The sequence below is a fragment of the Dietzia sp. SLG310A2-38A2 genome, from assembly GCF_014145095.1.
GTDB lineage: Bacteria > Actinomycetota > Actinomycetes > Mycobacteriales > Mycobacteriaceae > Dietzia.
In genome coordinates, this window is sequence record NZ_JAALDX010000154.1 from 1 (window position 1) to 19,478 (window position 19,478).

A 19,478-nucleotide genomic window follows, 5' to 3' on the forward strand; every position below is an offset into this window, starting at 1 on the left:
AGCACCTCGCCGGTCGCGGGGCCCGCCTCGAACAGACAGGTCCCACAGTGGGCGAGGATCCCGGAGGCGCGGACGGTGAGTAGATCGGCGGCGCCGGTCCCGACCCCGATGAACCGGGCGGTCACCGGGCGCAGTCCTCCGCGGCAGGGGCGCTCACCGGGGCATCCGTCGCCACATCGGCTGCGGCACGAGCCGGGCCACGGCGAACATCACCCGCAGCTGCCACGGGATCCACACCACCCCGGCTCGACGGGCCCGCACCCGATCGACGACCGCGTCGGCCACCTGGTCGGGAGTGGACGAGAACGGGGCGGGGTCCATCCCCTCGGTCATCCGGCCGATCACGAACCCCGGGCGGGGGATGACCAGCGTCACGCCCGTGCCGTGGAGGGCGTCGGCCATCCCCGAGGCGAAACCGTCGAGACCGGCCTTGGCGGAGCCGTACACGTAGTTCGCCCGCCTGACCCGTTGGCCGGCGACGGACGAGAACGCCACGAGTACCCCGCGCCCGCGGGACTTCATCCGCTCCGCCAGAACCGTGAGCAGGGCGGCCTGGGCCACGAAGTCGGTGTGCAGGATCCTGGCCGCGGCCGCCGCGTCCCTCTCGGCCACCTCCTGGTCGCCCAGGATCCCGAACGCCAGCACGGCGATCGAGATCTCACCGATCCGGGACTCGACGTCCTCCACGACCCGGGCGTGCGAGTCGAGGTCGTCGGCGTCGAAGTCCATGATCTCGACGGCCACTGCCCCGGCCGCCACGAGAGGAGCTGCCAGCGCGGAGACGTCGCGACCGGGGCGAGTGGCGAGGACGACCGTGCGTCCGTCCGCGAGACGCCGGGCCACGGCCAGACCGATCTCGCTCCGGCCACCGAATATCACGACGACCTCGCCACCCGGTGCGCGCCGGGGCGAGGGGGCTGCGGGGGTGGACATGAGGGAATTGTCCCACGCACGTCGTCGCCGTCCGCGTCGGCTCGCTGTGGCAGGCTCGCCGCTATGTCCCGCACACTGGCAGACCTGTCCCCCGACGCGCACGACTTCCTCGCCGAGTACCACCTCGGCACGCTCACCACCCTGCGCCGCGACGGGTCCCCGCACGTGGTCGCGGTGGGCTTCACCATCGACACCGGGTCGGGCCTGGCCCGCGTGATCACCCGGCGGGGTTCGCAGAAGGCACGCAATGCCGCGCGCGGCGGGCGGGCGGCGGTCTCTCACGTCGACCGCGGCCGTTGGTTGACCTTCGAGGGGCAGGCACGGCTCCTCACGGACGAGGCCTCGATCCGCGAGGGCGAGCGCCGATACGGGTTGCGCTACCGCGAGCCGAAGCCCAATCCCGAGCGCGTCGTGGTGGCGATCGAGGTGGACCGCGTCCTGGGTTCCGCCAAGATGTTCACCGGGTACGGCGTGGGCTAGAGGACCCGGAGCCCCCGATCACCGGTGTTCAGGTCGCGCCGGCCGTCCGCGGTCACCGCGACGATGTCCTCGAGACGGGCACCCCATCCGCCCGCCGTGTAGATCCCGGGCTCGACGGAGAACGTCATGCCCTCCGCCAGCACGGTGTCGGCCCCCGGTGCGACGAACGGCGGCTCGTGCAGGCCCAGACCGATCCCGTGTCCGGTGCGGTGGATGAACAACTCCCCGAGCCCCGCCGCCGCGAGGTGTTCGCGGGCCGCGGCGTCGACCTCCCCGATCGCGACGCCCGGCCGCACGGCCTCCCGGGCCAGCCGCTGCGCCTCCTCCAGCACCGCGTACGCCTCGGAGACCCCGGGGTCAGGCGCTCCCATCGAGTACGTGCGGGTGCAGTCCGAGTGGTACCCGCTCTCGAGTGGCCCGCCGATGTCCACCACCACGACGTCGCCCTGCTCGACCACGCGACCGGAGACGCCGTGGTGCGGATCGGCGCCGTTGGGCCCCGAACCGACGATCACGAACTCGGCGTGTGTGAACCCCTCCTGCACGACCGCGGCGGTGATGAGCTCACCCACCTGCGCTTCGGTACGACCCACCTCGAGGAACTCTCCCATCCGTGCGTGGACCGCGTCGATACGACGGGCGGCCTCGGCGAGCTCGTCGACCTCCTTCGGGGTCTTGACGGCCCGCACCTGGTCGATCACCTCCGAGGCCAGGACCACCTCGCCGTCGACACCCATCTGGAGAGGGACGAGATGGAGTGCGGGCAGCGCGGTGGATACGGCGATCCGGCCGGACACCGTGCCCGCCACGAGTGGAACCGCGTCCGTTCCGTCGGCCCAGGGATGGATCTCCGCGCCCACCCGGTCGGCGGCCCGGCGGGTGATGCCGGTGAGTTCGAGGGCCGGGAGCACGAGGAGGGGCGTTCCGTCCCCGACGGGTACGACGAGGGCCGTGAGCCGCTCGTGGGAATCCATGCGTTCGCCGGTGAGGTAGTACATGTCCTCACCCGAGTACACCACCACGTGGTCGATGCCGAGCTCGCGCGCGCGATCGCGAACCGCCGTCAGTCGCCGGGCGTGGATGTCCGAAGGGCCGGTGCTCATTCCCCCACACTAGGTCGTCGGGCATCGAGGGCGCCCGCCATCCGTTCCCGGCAGACCACGGTCACCTCGCCCGCTCACGGGGAGGACTATTCTGACGCCAGGTCGATCCCCGGCCCACACTCGACCCGAGGAGGCGCGGTGTCCCAGGGCCCGCTCATGGTTCTCGACAGCGCCGGCCTGTGGTTCCGCGCGTTCCACTCGGTTCCGGAGAAGATCACCGGACCCGACGGCGCACCGGCCAACGCGGTGCGTGGGTTCTGCGACATGGTGTCGGTGCTGGTCGAGGAGTACTCGCCGACCGGACTGGTGGCGGCCCTGGACCGTGAGTGGCGCCCCGGCTGGCGCGTCGAGCTGTTGCCGTCGTACAAAGCCCACCGTGTCGGTGACGACGGCGGAGAGGACGCGCCCGCCTCACTCCACCCGCAGGTCGGTGCGATACGGGAGATCCTCACCGCAGCGGGCATCACGCAGGCGTCCGCAGCCGACGCGGAAGCCGACGACGTGCTGGCGGAACTGGCCACTCGCGACCGCGAGGTCCTGGTGGTGACCGGCGACCGCGACCTGTTCCAGTTGGCGTCGGCGAGCACCACGGTCGTGTACGTGGGGGCGGGGATGAAGAAGCGTCTCGCGTACACCCCCGAGGTCGTCGCGGAGCGCTTCGATCTTCCCGTCGGCGATGACGCGCGCGTGTACGCGGACTACGCGGTGCTCGTCGGTGACGCCTCCGACGGCCTCCCGGGCGTGTCGGGGATCGGCACCAAGACGGCAGCGTCCCTCTTGCGGAAGTACGGGGACCTTGACGGCATCGTGTCGGCTGCCGAGGACGAGGGGTCGGGTCTCGCCGCCCGGCAGCGGAAGGCGGTTCTCGAGGCCGCCGACTATCTGACCGCCGCCCGTGGGGTGGTCCGGCTGCGGGGACGCGGGTTCGAGCTGGAGTTCGAGGGTGATGTCGACGGCCGGCGAGGGCGTGTGAACCGTGAGCGGCTGGACGCTCTCGGTGAGGAAACGGGCCAGTCGCGTGCGATCGGTCGTCTGGAGAACGCTGCCTCAGTGCTCGACCCGGCCTGAGTGCCGTCGCCAACCCATCACAGGTCCCGCGCCGGGCATCTGCTGCGTCGGTGATCGATAAGAGCGTTCCGCGCACCCTCTACTCGACCGATGTGTGCGGAACGCTCTTCGCGATGGAGGGATGGCGCGATGGAGGGGTGGCGGGACGGGGTCAGGCCATGTGGTCGAGTACGACCCCGCGACGCAGAGACCCCACGGCCGAGCGAGCCGTCCGCGCGAGATCGGGCTCGGCGACCTGCCCGACCTGGGCCAGGACGTCCACGACGAGCCGGGCCGAGCGAACGAAGTCCCCCGCGGTGAGCTCCACGCCCTCCTGCCACGAGGCGGCGAGGATCGACGAGAGCGCGCCACCCGACACCCAGTGGTGCAGGACCGGTGCGAGCCCCGCGTCGAGATCCGGGGTCGACGGCAGCTGGTGGGCCTTCTCGGTCGCGGCGACGTCGGCGGCGACGAGTTCGGTCTCGGCAAGGGCGGCGCGCAGGAGTTCGTCGGAGGGTTCGCGGACCACCGCGTCACTCCGGGGGTGGGCCACTACGGTGGCGATCACCGCCGCCAGACCCGCCGGGTCGAGTCCGGCCCACACACCGCGCCGGAGACACTCGGCCACGAAGAGGTCCTGCTCGGTGTGCACGCCCGCGAGCAGAAGGCCGGCGTCCGTCGCGCGGATCGCGCCCTCGCGTTCCTCCAGGTAACCCAGGTGTTCGAGCAGACCGACGATCCTCCGGAAACGGCGGGCCAGCGAGTCGGAGTCGGAGTTCACCTCGGCGGTGAGCGCAGCCACGTCCGCTGCCGCGCGGGCCCAGCGTTCGTGGAGACGAGCCAGCTTGTCGATCAGCGGATCCTCGTGGAGAGGATGCTGGCGCACGGCGCGTCGCGCCGCAGCGATGCGCGGGTCCTTGCGGACCGACTTGCCGCCCGCGTTCTTCATCCGACCCCGGGCCTTACCGCGGAGACCCTCCATACGCTGGACCAGTGCCCGCTTGGCCCGCCCGTCGAGCTTTCGTCGGCCCCGGGGCAGATCGACCCTCCCCACCGGGACGGGGGGTGCCGCGAAGTCCTGCTGACGCAGCCAGCCGGTCCAGCCGGTGTCGGTCAGGCACAGCAACGCCGGGTCGGCGGGGATGTCGGTGCGGACCTGCAGCACCGTGGCGACCATCCCGAACCGTTTACGGCCCACGGTGATCACCGAACCCGCGGTCTGCTTGAGCATCGCCGCACGGACGGATTCCAGCCGGTCGTCCCGGGTCGCTTTCTCGGTGGACCTCTCCAATCGGCTCAGGTCCGCTCGGAGCGACATGTACTCGTCGAGCTGCCGGTCCCCGCCGGCGTCCTCCAGGTCCGCCCGGATCCGGTCCCGCTCGTCCGTCCTTCGTTCCACCGCCCGCGACCGGGAGACCAGCGTGCGGTCGGTCTGGAACTGCGCGAACGATCTGCCGATCAGCGAGGTGGCCTCGGCCACGCCGAGTTGCTCCACCAGGTTGACGGCCATGGAGTAGTCGGGGGTGAACGCACTGCGCAGTGGGAATCGCGGGGTGTCCACCAGTGCGGACAGGGCGTCCAGGTCGAGGTCCGGCTGGTCCAGCACCACCGCGGTGCCCTTGGTGTCGATCCCCCGTCTGCCGGCGCGGCCGGTGATCTGCGAGTACTCCGCGGAGGTGAGCATGGCGTGGGTGTCGCCGTTGAACTTGGTGGTCTTCTCCAGAACGACCGCCCGGGCCGGCATGTGGATGCCCAGGGCGAGGGTCTCGGTGGCGAACACGACCTTGATCAGCCCGGCCGAGAACAACTCCTCCACGATGGTCCGGAACAGGGGCAGCATCCCCGCGTGGTGGGCGGCGATGCCACTGACCAGTCCGGCCCTGAAGGCGGTGAAGTCGAGTGCGTCCAGGTCGTGCCGGGGCACCTGTGCGCATGCGGCGTCGACGTGCGAGGCGATCCGCCGGGACTCCTCCCCCGTGGTCAGCCGCAACCGGGCCCGCCGCATCTGCGAGACCGCCCCGTCGCAGCCGGCCCGGGAGAACACGAAGTAGATCGCGGGCAGCAGATGGTCGTCGTCGAGCTTTTCGATGACGTCTTGACGCCGCGCCCATTGCGCCCGGGGCCGGGCCGCGACCCGCTCGTCGTGATACCCGCCGCGGGTGCGTCGTCGTTGGTCGGCCGCGGCGCGGACGGGGATCAGGTCCCCGTCCGTGTAGAGCATGTGCGCGAGCGGAACGGGCCTCAGGTCGGAGAGCACCACGGCGGTGTCCCCCCGGATCTCGCTGATCCAGTCCCCCAGCTCGTCGGTGTTGCTCAGCGTCGCAGACAAGCCCACCAGCCGGACCGCCGGATCGAGGGTCAGGATGATCTCCTCCCACACCACCCCTCGCGACCGGTCCCCGAGGTAGTGGATCTCGTCCATGACCACACAGTCCAGATCGTGCAGGGCGGAGGACCCGGAATAGATCATGTTCCGGAGGACCTCGGTGGTCATCACCACCACCGGGGCGTCGGCGTCGATCGAGTGGTCCCCGGTGAGCAGCCCCACGTTCTCGGGCCCGAACCGGTGGCGGAACTGCCGGAACTTCTGGTTGCTCAGCGCCTTGACCGGCGTGGTGTAGAAGCACCGACCGCCGCCGGACAACGCCCGGTGGGCCGCGTACTCCCCGATGAGGGTCTTGCCCGAGCCGGTGGGCGCCGAGACGAGCAGGTTTCGCCCGTCGTCGAGCGCGGAGAACGACTCAAGTTGGAACGGGTCCGGGTCGAAGCCCTCCGTCTGCAGGAACGACTCGAGCAGGGTGCCCGAATCGTGCGGCTCAGAGCGTGTCGTCATACATCGCCCCGCCCGAGGGCGCCTGGAGGGGCCGTGAACCACCGAGTGGCTCGGGTGCGGACAGCGGGCCGGTGGACCGGACCGTACCGGAGCCGTCGAGGCGCTCTGACGGACCCAGCGGCGACGCGGACTCGTCGTCGACCTCGAGCCACTCCTCGCGGTTCTTGCTCTTGCGCTTGTCGTGGATGCGGGCGAACTGGATGGACAACTCCACCAACACGCACACCGCCCCGGCGAGCGCCAGCATCGAGAACGGGTCCTGCCCCGGCGAGGCGACGGCGGCGAAGACGAAGATCCCCATGATGATCCCGCGGCGGGACCTGGCGAGCACCTCGTACCGGAGAACACCGGCGACGTTGAGCATCGCGATGAGCAAGGGGATCTCGAAGCTCACTCCGAAGATCAGGATCAGCTGGATGAGGAAGGTGAAATACTGGGTACCGGAGAGGGCGGTGGTCTGGACGTTGTCGCCGATGGAGAGCAGGAACTCGAGGGCGAAGACGATGACGATGTAGGCCAGGACCGCCCCGCCGATGAACAGGACGGCGGCGAGGAACGTGAAGGCGATCCCGTAGCGCTTCTCGTTCTTGTGCAGGCCCGGCGTGATGAAGGCCCACAACTGGTAGAGCCAGACCGGGCTCGCCAGCACGATCCCGGCGGTCGCGGCCACCTTGAGTCGCAGCATGAACTGCTCGAAGGGGCCGGTGGCGAGGAGGCGGCACTGGTCCCCCGAGTCACCGAGCTGGAGGCGGGCACCGGGTGGGATGTCGCAGTACGGGCCGGTGAGGATCTCACCCAGCGAGGGGACCCCGAAGAACCCGCTGCCGTACCACCAGAATCCGAAGCCCAGCGTCACCACGATCGCCCCGAGGGCGATGAGCAGCCTCGTGCGCAGCTCGTAGATGTGCTCGATGAGAGGCATCGTGCCGTCGGGGTTCCGAGGCCGGCGCCTGCGCTTGGACAGCAGCCGACCGGCGCCGCCCCTGGGGGTGGCGCCGGTCTTCTCCGGTCCGCTCTGCGTCATCGGTGAGATGGCCCGCTACCGCTGGGCGCCGGTGCCGCCGTCGTACGGAGCAGTGGGATCGAAGTGCTGCTGGGGCTGGCCGGGCTGCTGCGGCTGCTGGCCCTGGGGCTGCTGGTACGGCTGCTGCGGGGCCTGCGGGTAACCCTGTGCCTGGGGCTGCGCCTGCTGGGGATGCGCCTGCGGTTGGACGTACTGCGCCGCATGAGGCTGGCCGGCCTGCGTGAGCGCCTCCGGCTCGGCCGGCTTGTCGTCGTTCTGCATCTCCTTGATCTCCGACTTGAAGATCCGCATCGAGCGGCCGAGACCGCGCGCGGCGTCGGGGAGCTTCTTGGAGCCGAAGAGAAGCAGCACCACCGCGAGGACGATGAGCCAGTGCCAGATGCTCAACGCACCCATGTCAACCTCCGTTTGTGGGACAACACGCCCATGCTAACGCACCCCGCCCGACAGGCGTTGGCGCGGTCCTCGTCTGCGAACGCGGTGACCAGCGGGTTCATCACGATTTCACGTCGACGATATCGAGTTGTCGCCTGCCCGATAGAGCGCAAGTCCCGCCGCGGCCCGGTCGGCGATCTCCGCGGCCAGTCCCGGGTCCGACGGCGTCACGACGTCGGCGTGTCCGAGGAGGAACCTCACCAGCCACGCCCGGTCGTGATAGGCGATCGAGACGTCCAGATCACCGTCCGGGCGCCGGACCACGTCGTGGAATCCGAACTCGTCGAGGAACCACGCCGCCGCCGCGGGGACGACGGCCCGCTCCAGGAGGACGCCTGCCTCGCCGTCGTCCTGGGGTTCCGGTCCGAGCGCCCGGCGCGGACCGACCTCCTCCACCCCGCTCATCCGATCAGTACGGAACGTCCTCCACTGGCCCGCCCCGCGGTCGACGCCGTGGACGTAGGAGTGGCCGTCGGACACGGAGAGTCGCGCGGGATCGACCACACGGGTGGTGGAGGTGTCCGAGCTGGCCGAGTGGTACACGAACCGCAGCGCGAGTCCGTCGTGGACCGCGGTACGCACCACGTCGGCATCCGGGGTGGTGCTCTCCGGACGGGGGGTGTCCTCGCCGCGTCCCCCGGCAGCCGACTCGACACCGGCCGCGGTCCGGAGGGTCTGCAGGAGGTCGCGCAGGGCGGTCTGATCGACCACCTCGGGATGATCGAGGAAGATCGCGAGTCCGGTCTCCAGGGTGACGGCCTCGGCGGCGGTGAGCCGGACGGGCCGGTCGATCCCGGCGGTGAACGTCACCTCGACCAGCTCGGCGTCGTCGAGGTCCTCGGAGGAGAAGGCAAGGTCGATGAGGTCACCCGGGCCGTACCCGGGGAGCCCGCAGGACCACAGCTGCCACAGGGCGTCCCGCAGCTGCTTGTCCGTCATACCGAGGTCCCGCGCGGCGTCGGCCACGGGCACGGCGCCCCGGGTGTGGAAATAGGGGACGACGCTGAGCAGCGTCGCCAGCGGAACGGCGCGTGAGCTCATCGGACGGCCTCCTGCGCCGCGGTGAGGATGGTGACGACGCGGACGCGGAGCTCGGCGGGTCGGAGGGCGACGGCGTCGGCGCCCTGGGATGCGACCATCGACGACAACTCGCCCAGGGGCGAACTCACCTCCAGGTCGGCGCCGGGACGACCGAACCGGACCGCCGGCTCGGCACCGCGGGCCATCGCCCGTAGTTCGGCTGCGTGGCCGTCCGCCGCCCAGACGGTGGCCTCCACCACCGGGTTCAGGCGGGCGATAGCGTCGTCGAGGAGCGCCAGCACCTCGGTCGTCCGCGGGACCGGGACCGTACGTCGGGCCTGGCCCACCCGGACGTCCGAGACGCGCACCAGGCGGAACGTCCGGGGCTCACCGCGGTCGAGGTCGTGTCCGACCACGTACCAGTTGCCGTGCCGGGAACCGGTCCACCACGGCTCGATCCTCCGGGTGCTCGGCTCGGTGGCGCCGGCACGGGTGTGCGAGAACGTGAGGAGTCGGCTCTCCGCGACCGCTTCCGCGACGATCGCGGCGGCCGCGAGTTCGGCCGGATCCTCCACCGACACGGTCGCCCCGGCGTCGTGCACGGGGTCGATCCCCGCGGCGGTGAGCTTGGCCAGAGCACCATCGGCCCGTGCGGCCCGCTCCCCCTCCCGCCAGACCTCGGACGCCACGGCCAACACACCGGCCTGTTCGGGGGTGAGGGTGATCTCCGGGAGCTCGTAACCCCGGGCGGGGATCCGGTACCCGGCCGGGGACCCCGGCGCGAGCGAGGCTCCCTGTTCCAGGGGGACGCCCACGTCGCGGAGTTCCCGCTTGTCCCGCTCGAACATCCTCAGGTAGGCGGCCTCGTTCTCGCAGTCGTCGTATCCCTGGACCATCCTGCGGATCTCCCCCGCGGACAGGTAGGCGCTGGTCGACCGCAGGCAGATGACGAGGTTGACCAGTCGTTGCGACTTGGAGGTGGACACGGGCAGGACGCTATCGCCCGAGCGCGGCGATGAGGTCGTCGACACGCGGGTCCTCCGCCGCGAACGGGTCGGTGAGGGCGACCGTGGGCAGGGTGCCGTCGGCGACCTTCAGATGCACCCAGTCCACGGTGTAGTCCCGACCGGCCCCGGCGGCGGCGGAGATGAAGCGCCCGCGCAGCGCCGCGCGGGTGGTCTCCGGCGCGAAGTGCCGGGCGACCTCGATCTCGGAGTCGTCCACCACCCGGGAGACCAGGCCGCGGCGCTCGAGCACCGAGTGCAGCCCACGTCCCGGTCGGATGTCGTGGTAGGTCAGGTCGATCTGGGCGAGCCTGGGGTGGTCGAGGTCGGCCCCGGTCCTGTCCTGCACCTGTCGGATCAACCGGAGCTTCGCGGCCCAGTCGATGTCCGCGGCGATCGAGTCGTGGTCGCCGGACTCGACCGCGTCGAGGACCCGCTCCCACAGGGCCACGCATTTCTCCACGAGGGGGCGGTCGTCGCGCTCCCACCCGCCGCGCCCGAGGTGGCGGTGGACGGCGGCCAGGAACTCCCGCTGGATCTCCAGGGCGGTCATCGTGGTGCCGTCGGTGAGCCCGACCGGCCGGGTTCCCGTGAGGTCGCGGCTGATCTCCCTGATCGCGCGCACCGGGTGGGCGATCGCCATCGGCCGCAGCTCGACGCCGGCCTCGAGCATCTCCAGCACGAGCCGGGTGCTGGCGATCTTGAGCAGCGTCGTGGTCTCGATCATGTTGGAGTCGCCCACGATCACGTGCATCCGCCTGAACCGGGTCGAGTCCGCGTGCGGCTCGTCACGGGTGTTGATGAGCGGGCGCGAACGGGTGGTGGCGGAGGAGACGCCGTCCCACATGTGTTCGGCACGCTGGGAGAAGCAGTAGGCCGGTCCCTCGTCCTCGGCGACGCCCACCCCGGCCGGGGTCCCGGGCAGGATCTTGCCCGCGCCGCAGATCAGTTGCCGGCTCACCAGGAACGGCAGCAGCGTGGTGGCCATGCTCCTGACCTGGGTCGAGCGGTCCAGCAGGTAGTTCTCGTGGGAACCGTAGGAATTGCCGACCGTGTCGGTGTTGTTCTTGAACAGGTAGACCTTGGCGTCGATCCCCTCGGCCGCGAGCGACTGTTCGGCGTGGACGGCGAGGTCGTCGATGATCCGCTCCCCCGCCCTGTCGTGGGCCACGATCTGCCGCAGGCCGTCGCACTCCGCGGTCGCGTACTCGGGATGGGAACCCACGTCCAGGTAGAGGCGGGACCCGTTCTCGAGGAACACGTTCGAGCTGCGCCAGCGTTCGACGACGGGCCGGAAGAAGTACCGGGCGATCTCGTCGGGCCCGAGCGATCGCGAACCCTCACCACCGACGCTGGTGATCCCGAACTCCGTCTCGATCCCGACGATACGACGGATCATGGCTGTCTACTGCCCGCCCTTCTGGACGTAGGACTTCACGAACTCCTCGGCGTTGGTCTCGAGGATGTCATCGATCTCGTCGAGGAGTGAGTCGGCGGACGAGGTCTGGGCGGTCTTGGCGACCTGCCCGGCCTCGTCGTCCGACTCGCCTGCGCCGCCGGCGTTCTTCTGGATCTGGGACATGGTGTGGAGCTCCTGTGGGTGGGGTGGGCGGGTCGGACTGAGTGGGTCGGACGGGATCCTCAGCGACCCGGCGGACCGTCAGGACTGAGGAAGTCCGGGTGGGCGTCGCAGTGGGCGCGGGTCCCCGTGTACGGGTCGGCCAGGTCCACGTGTCGGTGGTCGCCGCGGGAATCGACGACGACGACGTGATCCCATCCCGCGGCGTGGACGCGGTCGCCGAGCTCGGCCAGGAAGCGACCCCTGGCCCAGGCCCGCGTGGACTCGGGCGGGGTCGTGACCGCGGCCTCCACCTGGTCCTCGGTGAGCATCCTGCGCATGGCACCCTTGCTCACCAGGCGGTTGTAGAGTCCACGCTCCGGATCGATGTCGTGGTACTGGACATCGATGAGAGCCAGTCGCGCGTGGTCCCATCCCAGGGAGTCCCTCGTCCGGAATCCCTCCAGGAGCCGGAGCTTGGCCGGCCAGTCGAGTCGATCAGCGCACGACATCGGGTTCTGCTCGAGCGCGTCGAGGATCTCCCGCCACTCGGCCAGGACCTCGACGGCCCACCCCGGGCGCCCCGTGCCGTCCCCGACCAGCCCAGAGATGCGGTCGAGGATCTCCCGCTGGAGGGCGATCCCCGTGAGCTCCCGGCCGTCGGACAGGGCGACGGTGGCGGTGAGGGTCGGGTCGTGGCTGATGATGTGCACCGCCTCGACGGGATCGACCGGGACCAGGTCGGAGAAGTCCACGCCCGCCTCGATCGCGTCCAACACCAGGCATGTGGTGCCGATCTTGAGGTACGTCGCCAGCTCGGACATGTTCGCGTCGCCGATGATGACGTGCAGGCGCCGCCACGTCTCATCCGGGGCGTGCGGCTCGTCGCGGGTGTTGATGATCCCGCGGCGCAGGGTGGTCTCGAGCCCGGTGAGCACCTCGATGTAGTCGGCGCGCTGGGAGAGCTGGAAGCCCGCCTTCTCACCGGACTGGCCGAGGCCGACGCGTCCGGCGCCACAGAACACCTGCCGGGACAGCAGATGCGGCGCCAGGCTCATCGTCAGGGCGTCGAAGTCGACGTCGCGACGCACGAGGTAGTTCTCGTGGGCGCCGTAGGACGCGCCCTTGCCGTCGACGTTGTTCTTGTAGAGCTTGAGCTCGGCGTTCCCCTCGATGGCGGAGGACTCGCGGCCGGCCCGGTGCATGACCCGCTCCCCCGCCTTGTCCCAGATCACCGCGTCGATCGGCGAGTCGACCTCGGGCGACGAGTACTCGGGGTGCGCGTGGTCGACGTAGAAGCGGGCACCGTTGGTCAGCACCCGGTTGGTCACCCCGAACTCGCTCGGGTCGTAGGCGCGGGCGGAGCCGAGGTCGAAACCCCGGGCGTCGCGGAGGGGTGATTCGGACCCGTAGTCCCAGCGGGTCCCGTCGGTCGCCCCGGAGCCCTCGCCCGGGTCTGTATAGGCCTTGACCACCTGGGTCGAGGTGACCACCGAGCTGAGCAGCGGCTGGCCCACCGCGACTATCCCGAACTCGATCTCCGTCCCGATCACCCGCCCGCGCATGATCTCACCGGACTCCGTCTGAACGGGCGGGGTCACCGGTCGTCCTTCCGGTGCGGGACGGTGACCTCGACCACGCGTTCACCGCGGACGCCCGTCAACCGCGCCCACTCCTGCGGGTTGGAGGTGTTGGGCAGGTCGGTGTTCTCCGCGAACTCCGCATCGACGGCGTCAAGGAAGTCGTCGGTCGTCAGACCCTGCCCGGTGCCGTGCACGATGTCCTTGATCGCGAGTTTCTTGGCCCGGTCCACGATGTTGCGCAGCATCGCCCCGGAGGTCAGGTCCGCGAGGTACAGGGACGACCGGCGGCCCGACGCGTAGACCAGGTGCACGTAGGTCGTGGACTCGTCCCTGGTGTAGAGCCGGTCGACGATGCGCGAGATGAGGCCCCGGACGTGCTCCTCGCCACCCGTCGAACCGACCTCGTCCGGGTCGAAACGAAGGTCGGGGGTGATGTACTTGGCCAGGATGTCGGCCGCGGCGTCGGCGTCCGGCCGGTCGATGCGGATCTTGAGATCGAGTCGCCCCGGGCGCAGGATCGCCGGGTCGATCATGTCCTCCCGGTTGGAGGCACCGATGACGATGACGTTGCGCAGGTCCTCCACACCGTCGATCTCGGCGAGGAGCTGCGGGACGATCGTGGTCTCCATGTCCGAGGAGATGCCCGACCCGCGGGTGCGGAAGATGGAGTCCATCTCGTCGAAGAAGACGATCACCGGGTTGCCCTCGGTCGCCTTCTCCCGCGCCCGCTCGAAGATCGACCGGATGTGCCGCTCGGTCTCGCCCACGTATTTGTTGAGCAGTTCCGGGCCTTTGATGGAGAGGAAATAGGAGTTGGGGTACCGGCCGTCGGAGACGTCCTGTCCCCGCGACTTCGCGGAGGCCAGCGCCAGCGAGTGCGCGACCGCCTTGGCGATCAGGGTCTTGCCGCACCCGGGAGGGCCGTAGAGCAGGACTCCCTTGGGTGGGGAGAGATGGAACTCGCGGTAGAGGTCGTGGTGGATGAAGGGAAGCTCGATGGCGTCGCGGATCTGCTCGATCTGAGGGCCGAGACCGCCGATGTCGGAGTACTCGACCATCGGGATCTCCTCGAGCAGGAGCTCGTCGACCTCAGCCTTGGGAACGACCTCGAACGCCACGCCGGCCTTGGGGTCCACCAGGACCGCGTCGCCCGGGCGCACCGGAGCCGGGTGATCGGCGGTCCGCCCGCCACGCAGGCCGGTCGCCAGGTGGACGACGTGCTCCTCGTCGTTCCCCATCACCACGCGGGCCCGCAGCCCGTCGGCCAGGACGTCCCGGAATACGGCGGTGACGCCGGTGACCGGGAGCCCGGTACAGGCCTCGATGACGGTCATGGCCTCGTTGAGCCGGACCGTCACTCCCGCCGAGAGGGCGGAGGCGTCGACGCCGGGTGCGAGTGTGAGCCGCATCCGTCGACCGGCCGCCATGACCTCCGCGGTATCGGCGTCCGTCGGTTCCTGCAGCACGATCCCGTAGGTGCTCGGCGGCGTGCCGAGGCGTTCGACCTCGCCCTTGAGGGCCTCCAGCTGATCGCGGGAGTCCTTGAGGAGCTCGGCGAGCCTGACGTTGCGGGCGCCGAGGGCGTCGATCTTGACCGACTTCTCGCGGTCCGTACGGGCCCCCTCGTCGACGGCCCTGCGCAGCCGCGCGAGCTCGACCCGGTCCAGCGTCACGCTGTCGCCGCCCCGCTCTTCCGGGGAACGTCCCTCGGTCACCTCGATCACCTGCCCTCCGACTCTCGGACGACACCCTCGTCGTCGTCGCCTCCACCCTATCGCCGGGGTGAGTGGCCGGGTGAGGGGCGGGTGAGTGCGGGTGAGTGCGCGTCCTCAGGCCGGGATCAGTGCTTCCCGGCCCGGCGCCTGGGCTTGAGCGTGGTCACGCCCTCCGCGAGTCGACGGGCGGTGACCAGGAACGCGGTGTGGCCCTGGATACGGTGCTCGGGGCGGACGGCCAGGCCCACGACGTGCCACCCGCGGTTGATCGACTCCCACGCCCGGGGTTCGGTCCAGCACTCCTGGCGCCGGAGCGCCTCCACGACGTCCGACATCTGGGTGGTGGTGGCCACGTACACCACCAGGACACCCCCGGGAACCAGGACCTCGCTCACCGTGGGCAGACAGTCCCACGGGGCGAGCATGTCCAACACCACCCGGTCGACCTGGCCCCCGAGTGCCTCCACGGAGGTCTCGGCCAGGTCCGCGACGCGCAGATCCCAGTTCTCCGGATGCTCGCCGTAGAACGTGCGGACGTTCCGCTCGGCGTGCTCGGCGTGGTCCTCGCGGATCTCGTAGGAGAGCACACGCCCCTCGGGACCCACGGCCCGGAGCAGCGAACAGGTCAGCGCGCCGGAGCCCGCACCGGCCTCGAGCACGCGTGCGCCGGGGAACACGTCGCCCTCGTGGACGATCTGTGCGGCGTCCTTGGGGTAGATCACCTGGGCGCCGCGGGGCATGGACAGGACGTAGTCGGTGAGCAGCGGACGCAACGCCAGGTAGTGGGCCTCTCCGGACGAGGTGACGATCGACCCCTCCGGGGTGCCGATCAGGTCATCGTGCCGGACGGCGCCGTGGTGGGTGAAGAACTCGGCTCCCTCGACCAGGACGACGGTGTACTTGCGTCCCTTGGTGTCGGTGAGCTGGACGCGGTCGCCGATGACGAACGGGCCGGATCGCTGCACAGTGGACCTCCAGGGGACGGCGGCCGGTTGTCCGACCGGTTGTCTACCCTGCCAGGTGTGACGGATCCCCTGGAAATCGGCGGCAGTGGTACCCCGGCCTCCCCGGCCGCTCCGGAGGGCGTGCCCCCTCCCGAGCGCAGGCCCCTGGCGTTGTCGGCCTCGCGTGCGGCGGACTTCCGGCAGTGCCCCCTGCTCTACCGGCTCAAGGCGATCGACAGGATCCCGGAGCCGAAGACCCGCGCCCAGGTCCTGGGCACCGTCGTGCACTCGGTGCTCGAGGACCTGTACGCACTGGAGCAGTCCGAGCGTGCTCCGGAGCGCGCCGCGGAGCTGGTCCCCGCTGCGGTGGAGCACTTCTACGCGGTCGGCGGCGGCGCAGAGGTGGTGCCGCCCACCGACCGGGCGGAGTTCCAGACGGAGGTCGCCGCGCTGGTATCCGCGCTCTACGGAGTCGAGGATCCCCGGCGCTTCTCCCCCGCGGCATGTGAGCAGTACCTCGTCACCTCCACCGCGTCCGGTACCCCGCTCCACGGGTACCTGGACAGAGTGGATGTGGCGCCGACCGGGGAGGTCAGGGTGGTCGACTACAAGACCGGTAAGCCACCACATCCGCGATACCAGAATCAGGCGATGTTCCAGATGCGGTTCTACGCCCTGATGTACCAGCAGATCCACGGGGTGATGCCCGCGCAGCTCAAGCTGATCTACCTCAGGAACGGCAGCTGGCTGACCCTCTCCCCCGATCTCGCCACGCTCGTGGAGACCGAGGCCGAGCTCGACTCGCTGTGGGCGGAGATAGAGCGGGCGGGTGAGGCCGGGATCTTCCCCCCGCGCACCTCCCGGTTGTGTGACTGGTGCAACCACCAGGCGTTGTGCCCGGCGTTCGGGGGTACCCCGCCGGAGTACCCGGGATGGCCGGGGCGCCGCGTGATACCTCTCGATCCTGACACACCCGAGGCGGGACACGCCGGACCGAGGAGCACACGATGACGGAGGCCTACTTCGAGCCGTTGGGCACGGATGACGGCTGGGAGGTGTTCCGGGCGACCCCGCACACGGTGAGCGCCTGGGGCCCGGATCTGCAGCACGGGTCACCGCCCTCGGCCGTCCTCACCCGCGCCATGGATCGCCTCGAGCGGACCGAGACGACGAGAATCGCCCGCGTCACGGTGGACCTGCTGGGCCCGGTGCCGTTGGGTGAGGTCCGCACCCGGGCCCGCGTCGTCCGTCCCGGTCGCCGGATCCAGCTACTGGAGGCGGAACTGGAAGCGAGGGGCCGGATCGTCGCCCGGGCGAGCGCCTGGCGGATGGCCGTGGGCGACACCGCCGAGGTCGAGCAGTCGGCCGACCGTCCGCGCGAGCTCCCGGACGTGGATCGCGACAGCGGTTTCTTCGACCGGTGGACCAGCGGCTACATCGATTCGCTGGAGATCCGCGGTGCGGACGATGGGGTCGTCTGGGTCCGCCCCACGCTCCCCCTGGTCTCCGGGGAGGAGATGACGCCGGCGGAACGGGTCATGTCGGTGGCCGACATCGCGAACGGCGTCGGGGCCGTTCTCGAACCCGACGAGTGGCGGTTCCTCAACACGGACCTCATCACACACCTGCACCGGCGGCCCGTCGGCGAGTGGATCGGGGTCACGGCGGACGCCTCGATCGGCCCCGACGGCGTCGGGGCCACGTCCGGGACCCTGTACGACGAGGTGGGTGCCATCGGGCACACGCTCCAGGCTCTGCTCGTCGAGCGGGCCTGAGCCGATCGTGCGACGAGGCGTGCCGCACGCCACCGCACCGCCCTACCGGGACCGCGGGACCTCACCCCATGCGGCAGGACCGGATGTCCGTGGCGATGACCGCCTTGGCGCCGGCCGCGACCAGCTCGTCCATGATCGAGTTGACCTTCTTACGCGGCACCATCGACCGCACCGCCACCCAGGCCGGGTCGGCCATCGGGGAGACGGTGGGTGACTCGATGCCGGGGGTGATGGCCGAGACCGACTCCAGGAGCTCCTTGGGGCAGTCGTAGTCCAGCATCATGTACTGCTGGGCAAACACGACGCCCTGAAGCCGGGCCCGCATCTGGGCCATCGCCGGGGTCGTCTGGTCGCCGGCGCGGGAGATCAGCACACCCATCGAGTCACACAGGACGTCCCCGAACGCCTCCAACCCGTGCACCTTGAGCGTCCGACCCGAGCCCACCACGTCGGCGATGCAGTCCGCCACCCCGAGCTGGATGGAGATCTCCACCGCGCCGTCCAGCCGGATGACCTCCGCCTCGATCCCTCGCTGCTCGAGGTCGCGGCGGACGATGTTCGGGTACGACGTCGCGATGCGTGCTCCCGCGAGGCGGTCCGTGGTCCACCCGGCACCGGACGGCCCGGCGTAGCGGAAGGTCGAGTGTCCGAATCCCAGGTCGAGGAGCTCGTCCACCTCGGCCATGGAGTCCATACTCAGGTCCCTGCCGGTGATCCCCAGCTCGAGACGTCCCGAGCCCACGTAGACGGCGATGTCCTTGGGCCGCAGGAAGAAGAACTCGACGTCGTTCTCACGGTCGATCAGCGTGAGGTCCTTGCTGCCCTCAGTACGCCGGCGGTACCCCGCCTCGGACAGCATCTCGGAGGCGGACTCGGACAGGGCGCCCTTGTTGGGCACTGCGACACGCAGCATGATGGCGGCTCCAGGATTCGGTGCGGGAGGGGTGGACGGGGTGGCGGTCAGAGATGCCGGTAGACGTCCTCGAGACCGAGTCCGCGCTTGAGCATCATGACCTGGGTCCAGTAGAGGAGCTGCGAGATCTCCTCGGCCAGCTCCTCGTCCGACTGGTACTCGGCGGCGATCCACACCTCGCCCGCCTCTTCGTTGACCTTCTTGCCGAGATGGTGCACGCCCTTGTCGAAGGCGGCGACGGTGCCGGAGCCCTCGGGTCGCGCGGCGATGCGCTCGGACAGCTCGGCGAACAGGGAGTCGAAGGTCTTCACGCGCCCGATTGTCCCACAACCGCACCCGCGGGCGCGCCCGAGGTGAGGGCGACGAGACCGGACGCGCTCACGCCCGTGAGGCTCGGGTGGGTGTGCGCCCCGGCCACGTCCGGCTGTCCGTCGGTCGACGGAACGTAGAGGACCCGGCACCCCGCGGCGACCGCCGCGGTGGCCCCGGTGACGGAGTCCTCGACCGCCACGGCGGTGGTCACCTGGACCCCGAGTCGCGAACAGGCCAGCAGGTAGGGGTCGGGGGCAGGCTTGGGGTCGGCCACCATGCACCCCGTCACCACCACATCGAACCGCGAACGGTCGATGAACTCCAGCGGCACCGCCGCGACGTCTGCGGTCGTGTTGGTCACCAGGGCGACCGGGGCGTTCGTCGAGGCGAGGTCCTCCAACAACTCCTCGGCCCCCGGCCGCCACCGCATATCGGACCGCATCAGCTCGGTGACCCGTGAGTTGAGCCGGAGGGCCAGTCGATCGAACTCGGCGCCCTCGATGGTCCGCCCTGTGTACTCACCCAGGATCGCGAAGAACCCGGGAAGCGAGTTTCCCAGGGTCCGCTCGCGGGTCGCCTCGTCGAGGGGCCGGCCCAGGTACTCCGCGAGCTCGTATACGGCGATGTCCCACAGTCGCTCGGTGTCGACGAGCGTGCCGTCCATGTCGAGACACACGGCGGCGGGGACACGGTCGTACGAGATGCTGGTCACGGCCTACTGTCTACCCGACATGGGGTCACCGGGGGTGCCGTGACCGGCCCCGTTGGCCACCCCGCCGACCGCCGTTCAGTGGCAGGA

19 protein-coding genes are annotated in these 19,478 nt (G+C 70.3%); 4 read left to right on the forward strand and 15 right to left on the reverse strand.

What is annotated here, in order from left to right:
• Nucleotides 1-153: 153 nt before the first annotated feature.
• The gene (locus G6027_RS05895) at nucleotides 154-933 is read right to left on the reverse strand and encodes an SDR family NAD(P)-dependent oxidoreductase (protein WP_182636284.1); all 780 of its coding nucleotides are present in this window, start codon (nucleotides 931-933) and stop codon (nucleotides 154-156) included.
• Nucleotides 934-996: 63 nt separating this feature from the next.
• Here G6027_RS05895 and G6027_RS05900 point away from each other — a divergent pair, with 63 nt between their 5' ends.
• Nucleotides 997-1,413 carry a PPOX class F420-dependent oxidoreductase gene (locus G6027_RS05900; protein ID WP_182636287.1) on the forward strand — a complete coding sequence of 139 codons (417 nt, stop codon included), beginning with the start codon at nucleotides 997-999 and terminating at the stop codon, nucleotides 1,411-1,413.
• Here G6027_RS05900 and G6027_RS05905 read toward each other — a convergent pair.
• On the reverse strand, nucleotides 1,410-2,516 hold the full coding sequence (locus tag G6027_RS05905; RefSeq protein WP_182636288.1) for a Xaa-Pro peptidase family protein: 1,107 nt from the start codon (nucleotides 2,514-2,516) through the stop codon (nucleotides 1,410-1,412). The two genes, G6027_RS05900 and G6027_RS05905, sit on opposite strands and share 4 nt — an antisense overlap.
• A 138-nt stretch (nucleotides 2,517-2,654) precedes the next feature.
• Between G6027_RS05905 and G6027_RS05910 the strand changes: the two genes are divergently transcribed.
• Entirely contained in the window at nucleotides 2,655-3,584 is a 930-nt protein-coding gene (locus G6027_RS05910; protein ID WP_182636290.1) for a 5'-3' exonuclease H3TH domain-containing protein, read from the forward strand.
• Between the two features lie 151 nt (nucleotides 3,585-3,735).
• On the opposite strand, the gene G6027_RS18645 is transcribed toward G6027_RS05910, so the two are convergent.
• The 10 genes from G6027_RS18645 to G6027_RS05960 form a co-directional block, all read right to left on the reverse strand.
• Nucleotides 3,736-6,396: a DEAD/DEAH box helicase gene (locus tag G6027_RS18645; RefSeq protein ID WP_182636291.1), complete on the reverse strand. Its 2,661-nt coding sequence runs from the start codon at nucleotides 6,394-6,396 to the stop codon at nucleotides 3,736-3,738.
• A complete protein-coding gene (gene tatC / locus G6027_RS05920) occupies nucleotides 6,380-7,318 on the reverse strand; it encodes a twin-arginine translocase subunit TatC (RefSeq protein ID WP_241726862.1) in 939 nt (312 codons plus the stop codon). Before tatC ends, G6027_RS18645 begins: the two co-directional genes overlap by 17 nt.
• Before the next feature lie 117 nt (nucleotides 7,319-7,435).
• Nucleotides 7,436-7,816: a Sec-independent protein translocase subunit TatA gene (tatA, locus tag G6027_RS05925; protein ID WP_182636294.1), complete on the reverse strand. Its 381-nt coding sequence runs from the start codon at nucleotides 7,814-7,816 to the stop codon at nucleotides 7,436-7,438.
• A 108-nt stretch (nucleotides 7,817-7,924) separates the two neighbouring features.
• Nucleotides 7,925-8,896 carry a WYL domain-containing protein gene (locus G6027_RS05930; protein ID WP_182636295.1) on the reverse strand — a complete coding sequence of 324 codons (972 nt, stop codon included), beginning with the start codon at nucleotides 8,894-8,896 and terminating at the stop codon, nucleotides 7,925-7,927.
• Nucleotides 8,893-9,861 (reverse strand): WYL domain-containing protein, encoded by a 969-nt coding sequence (locus G6027_RS05935; protein WP_182636297.1) that lies wholly within the window; start codon nucleotides 9,859-9,861, stop codon nucleotides 8,893-8,895. Before G6027_RS05935 ends, G6027_RS05930 begins: the two co-directional genes overlap by 4 nt.
• Before the next feature lie 10 nt (nucleotides 9,862-9,871).
• Nucleotides 9,872-11,278: a Pup--protein ligase gene (gene pafA / locus G6027_RS05940; RefSeq protein ID WP_182636300.1), complete on the reverse strand. Its 1,407-nt coding sequence runs from the start codon at nucleotides 11,276-11,278 to the stop codon at nucleotides 9,872-9,874.
• Nucleotides 11,279-11,284: 6 nt separating this feature from the next.
• The gene (locus G6027_RS05945; protein ID WP_107747635.1) at nucleotides 11,285-11,461 is read right to left on the reverse strand and encodes a ubiquitin-like protein Pup; all 177 of its coding nucleotides are present in this window, start codon (nucleotides 11,459-11,461) and stop codon (nucleotides 11,285-11,287) included.
• A 59-nt stretch (nucleotides 11,462-11,520) separates the two neighbouring features.
• Nucleotides 11,521-13,002 carry a depupylase/deamidase Dop gene (gene dop / locus G6027_RS05950; protein WP_182636337.1) on the reverse strand — a complete coding sequence of 494 codons (1,482 nt, stop codon included), beginning with the start codon at nucleotides 13,000-13,002 and terminating at the stop codon, nucleotides 11,521-11,523.
• Between the two features lie 32 nt (nucleotides 13,003-13,034).
• A complete protein-coding gene (gene arc / locus G6027_RS05955; RefSeq protein ID WP_182636302.1) occupies nucleotides 13,035-14,735 on the reverse strand; it encodes a proteasome ATPase in 1,701 nt (566 codons plus the stop codon).
• Between the two features lie 125 nt (nucleotides 14,736-14,860).
• Nucleotides 14,861-15,700 (reverse strand): class I SAM-dependent methyltransferase, encoded by an 840-nt coding sequence (locus G6027_RS05960; protein WP_182636304.1) that lies wholly within the window; start codon nucleotides 15,698-15,700, stop codon nucleotides 14,861-14,863.
• A 57-nt stretch (nucleotides 15,701-15,757) separates the two neighbouring features.
• Between G6027_RS05960 and G6027_RS05965 the strand changes: the two genes are divergently transcribed.
• Both G6027_RS05965 and G6027_RS05970 read left to right on the forward strand, forming a co-directional pair.
• Nucleotides 15,758-16,690, forward strand: coding sequence for a PD-(D/E)XK nuclease family protein (locus G6027_RS05965; protein WP_182636306.1), 933 nt, complete (start codon nucleotides 15,758-15,760; stop codon nucleotides 16,688-16,690).
• Entirely contained in the window at nucleotides 16,687-17,454 is a 768-nt protein-coding gene (locus G6027_RS05970; RefSeq protein ID WP_182636308.1) for a thioesterase family protein, read from the forward strand. Before G6027_RS05965 ends, G6027_RS05970 begins: the two co-directional genes overlap by 4 nt.
• A gap of 61 nt (nucleotides 17,455-17,515) precedes the next feature.
• Here the strand turns inward: G6027_RS05970 and hisG are convergent, their stop codons facing one another.
• Genes hisG through G6027_RS05985 form a run of 3 tightly spaced genes read right to left on the reverse strand, consistent with a single transcriptional unit; the run spans nucleotide 17,516 to nucleotide 19,391 of the window.
• Nucleotides 17,516-18,367, reverse strand: coding sequence for an ATP phosphoribosyltransferase (hisG, locus tag G6027_RS05975; protein ID WP_182636310.1), 852 nt, complete (start codon nucleotides 18,365-18,367; stop codon nucleotides 17,516-17,518).
• Nucleotides 18,368-18,414: 47 nt separating this feature from the next.
• The gene (locus G6027_RS05980; protein WP_179525271.1) at nucleotides 18,415-18,678 is read right to left on the reverse strand and encodes a phosphoribosyl-ATP diphosphatase; all 264 of its coding nucleotides are present in this window, start codon (nucleotides 18,676-18,678) and stop codon (nucleotides 18,415-18,417) included.
• Complete coding sequence (locus tag G6027_RS05985) at nucleotides 18,675-19,391, reverse strand: HAD-IA family hydrolase (RefSeq protein WP_182636312.1); 717 nt, start codon at nucleotides 19,389-19,391, stop codon at nucleotides 18,675-18,677. Before G6027_RS05985 ends, G6027_RS05980 begins: the two co-directional genes overlap by 4 nt.
• Nucleotides 19,392-19,478 lie beyond the last annotated feature (87 nt).